The organism is Streptococcus constellatus, from assembly GCF_902167705.1.
Classification (GTDB): Bacteria; Bacillota; Bacilli; order Lactobacillales; family Streptococcaceae; genus Streptococcus; species Streptococcus constellatus_A.
Genome location: NZ_CABHMZ010000023.1, coordinates 1 through 4090, shown reverse-complemented (window position 1 = coordinate 4090; position 4090 = coordinate 1). Strand labels below are relative to the sequence as shown.

The 4090-nt window shown below is 40.7% G+C and carries 1 protein-coding gene; it reads right to left on the bottom strand.

Going from position 1 to position 4090, the window contains the following annotated elements; genetic code table 11:
• Nucleotides 1–304 precede the first annotated feature (304 nt).
• On the bottom strand, nucleotides 305–4090 hold a 3786-nt coding region (locus FQ204_RS07065), incomplete at its 5' end, for a Cna B-type domain-containing protein (RefSeq protein WP_222103233.1).

Genomic DNA, 4090 nt, shown 5'->3' with positions numbered 1-4090 from the left:
ACAATCCCCCTTACCTTCCCATACAACTCCTTGAACTCCATTTCCTTCTCCTTCCTTGTTCTTACCTCTTTAGAATATCATGAACGAAGAAGCTGTAGACTGCTAATCCCTATTCTTTCCTGTATTGGCTCCCTTCTGACCCTCTTGGAAGACTCCCTGTCGTTTCAGAGTGAAAACAAGCAGAATGAGAGAGCTACTGCTCTCTCATTCTTAGGTCTAGTCAACCCACTACAGTTGACAATGAGTCTGAAAAAGCCCACTAGATTTCTCTAATGGACTTTCATTGTTCTATTTGATGATAGAATTACGCCTTCTTCTTTAACAAGTAAGCAGCTCCGCTTAAGGTGAACAAACCTGCAAGTACTGCCAAGAATGAATTTTGACTACCTGTGGATGGGAGAATTCTCTTCTTCGACTTCTCTGGTGTACTTGGTGGGGTTTGTGGAATTTGTGGCTTCTCTGGTGTATGACTATTCGTGATATTCATACCATCTACCTTCGGTGTGTAACCTTCTGGTACCTCAACTTCTTCCACCGTATAAGTAATTTCCTTACCTGCTTCATATTTGGCAAGTTTTTCAAAACTATATTTCCATCCAGTTGCTGCACTCGCTGTCGCTACTTTGTCCGTATCTTTGCCATCTGCCAATAAACGAACTGTGATTTCAGTAGGACGAATATTATCTTGGTTATTGGTGTCATTCCAAGGCTTTTGTCCCATGATGGCTATCTTTTGTGTCAATGTGTTTGTAATCGTGTATTGATTGTTTCCAGATGGTTTAACTTCTGATTCGTAAGATTCTACGGCAACTTCTTGAACCTTATAGGCAATTTCTTCTCCATTTTCATACTTCGGTAATGGTTTTGATGCAAAGGCCCAGCCTTTTTCTTCTGAAGTTTCAACTTCATCAACGACTGTGTTGCCTTTCAGAATTTGAACCTTGACAGTTGCTGTCCGCTTGCCGTATTGGTTGTTGTTATCAACCCACTTTTTCGTACCTGTAATCACAATGGTTTCTGGTTCATGGGTGTTGGTCACCACTTGACCAGTCACAGATTCTGTGTAGCCTTCTGGTACATTGACTTCTTGGATAGAATAAGCAATCTCTTGCCCATTTTCAAACTGTGGAAGATTGGTGAAGGAAGCTACCCAAGTATTGTCATCTGTCTTGTTCTCTGCTGTTATCGTGAGCGTTTTACCTTCTAACGCTACTGGTTCTGAACCAGCCACTGATTTATAAAGCTGCACAGTCACAGTTGTTGGACGTTTGCCATCTTGGTTGTTGGCATCATTCCAAACCTTGGTGACTTTGTATTCGATAGCTTTTGGAATATATTTATTGATGATATTGAAATCTTCAATTTTGGTCTCATACTCTGTCACTTTTTCTTCTGTTACAGTGTACTTGATTTCATTGCCATTTTTATACTTAGCTTTAGCTTTGAACTCAGCGCTCCAAGTACCATCTGCGGCTGCTTTCACTTCTTTGGAATCAACCTTCTCACCGTCGGCTAGGAGGTTAATCGTGATACTGCTTGGACGTTTACCATCTTGGTTATTGGCATCATCCCAATTCTTCGTCGCTTTGATATCCACTGTTTCTGGGGTATAGCTATTGGTAATCGTAAAGCCAGTTGCTGCATCTTCGGTCACTTCAGTTGTGTAACCTGTGATTGAAGTAGCCTCTACAACCTTGTAATCAATTGCCTTACCACCTTTGTGAGCATCAAGCTCTGTGAAGCTACCGGCCCAGCCATTAGCTTCTGACAATTCAAGAGTCTTGCCTGTATCTTGACCGTCCGCTAAGAGCTTAACAATAATCTTAGCCGGGCGTTTGCCATCTTGGTTGTCGGCATCATTCCAGACTTTTTTCACTGGAATTTGCGTTTTAGCTGGAGTGTAGCTGTTCTTCAGGTTATAACCGTCAATGGCTTTGACATAGCCTTCAACAGCTTCTTCGTCAATAGAGTATGTGATTTCCTTGCCACCTTCAAATTTCGGCAGGTTTTTGAACTCATAAGTCCAGTTAGCTTTGGTTACTTCTTGTTCCGCAACCTTCGTCGTTACGCCGTCAACTGTCTTGTTCAACAGAACCTTAATCTTGTCTGGACGTTTGCCATCTTGGTTGTTGCCATCATCCCAAGTTTTTGTCCCTTGAACTGAGACTGTAGCTGGGGCATGGGTATTTTTAATGGTAAAGTTAGTCGCTGTATCTGCAGTAATTTCTGAAACATAACCCTCAACCGGTTCTTCTGTTACAGTATATTTGATTTCTTTGTCATCTTTATATTTTGGAAGATCTGTAAATGTAGCAGACCAAGTACCATCTTGAGCAGCTTGAATTTCTTTTGTTTCAAGCTTAACGCCATCTGCTAGAAGATTGACAGTAATCTTGGTCGGACGGAGACCATCTTGGTTGTTATCATCGTCCCAGACTTTCGTTACAGAAACCTGAGTTTTAGCTGGAGTGTAGGTATTAGTGAATGTAACATCGCCATCATAAGCAACGCTTGCACTCAGTTTACCTTTACCATCATCGGTTACCGTTACTGTAGCTGTTACTGTCTTAGCATCGTAAGTGATGCCATTTTCTGTTGTACCTGCTTTCACTTCCTTGATCGTGTAAGTGTAAGTACCTGCTTTGTCGAATTCCAATTCTGGGAATGTGACATTTCCATCCTTGTCATTTTTCGCAGTCTTTTCTTCGTTACCGTCCTCATTGAACAAAGTGAATTCAAACTCCCCACCTTTAAGCTGAATCGGTTCATTTGTATTCTTATTGATCAATGTTTTCGTTGCAGCAACAGGAACTTTCACTTTAGTTGCTTTATAAGTATTTACGAATTTCTGAATTCCACCATTATCAATGACAGAAATGGCTCCAGGAGGAAGTGATGAGTCCGAAGTTGCGAAATTCGCAAAAGGAGCTGTTAAAGCAGAAATCTGGTCATAAAGAGGGGTTGCAACAAGTTTACCTTGCCCAGGATCATATACAGAAACTGTGACGCCGACACTTCTTGAATCGTGGGTCACACCGTTAATCGTTTGACCTCCATTTGCTTCAACAACAGTGAATTTGTACAGTCCTTCCTTGTCGAAAGGAATATCCTTGAAGACAACTTGACCATTGGCATCATTTTTAGCACGTTGAACTTCGGTTCCCTTCTCATCTTTCAAGATGAATTCAAATTCATCCGCTTGAAGAGGAGTTGGACGTTTACCAGTTAATTCTTTTGCGACGAAGATATCCGTCGTGGTTGGCAATAACTTATATGTATTCGTAATAGTCGTAGCATCTGTTTGCGTTGGAGTATAGCCACGTACTGTTTCATCAATGCTTTTGCCATCTTTATCGGTTTCCTTCACACTATAAGTGTACTTCTTGGCATTTGCATCTGTGGCAGGAAGATTCGTCCATTCAACAGTTCCATCGGTCTTCGGAACTTCTTTCAGCTCTGCACCTGTAACTTCTTCCTCAGTGCCACCTTCTAATGTACGATACAGTTTGAAATAGAATTTTGGACGAGCATCTGCTTTACCACCAACCCATACTTTCTTAGCAGTCACGTTTGTCTTTGGAACTTCGTATGTATTCGTTACAGCTGTCATTTCAGCATTGTAAGAGACAACGTAGTTACTACCATCTACTGTAACCTTATCACCTGCATTCAAAGGAAGGTCGGTTTTATCTTGTAACTCACGAACTGTATACACTAGTTCAGTTCCATCAATATCAAGCTTAGGAAGTTGATTTTTCCATTTATAAGTGTAGACACCATTGTTATTAGTTACCTCAGGTGTATATTCTTTACTGGTAGGTTTTGCGTCAGCAATCGTCTGCCCTTTTTTGTAAAAATACAAGCCTAATTTAACCTGTTTATAATTAGAGGCATTTCCACCTTTCCAATTTTTTGTTGCTTCAAAGTCAACTGTTTCCCGTTTGTTAGAAATATTTAAAGGAACACCTTCTCCTTTCATTTCCACTTCAAACTCTTTACTATTGGCTATGTAACCTGATTTTGGTGACTTCTCTTTTACAATGTACTTCCCATCAGAAAGAGCCTTTGTAAGAGCAATACCATTTTCATC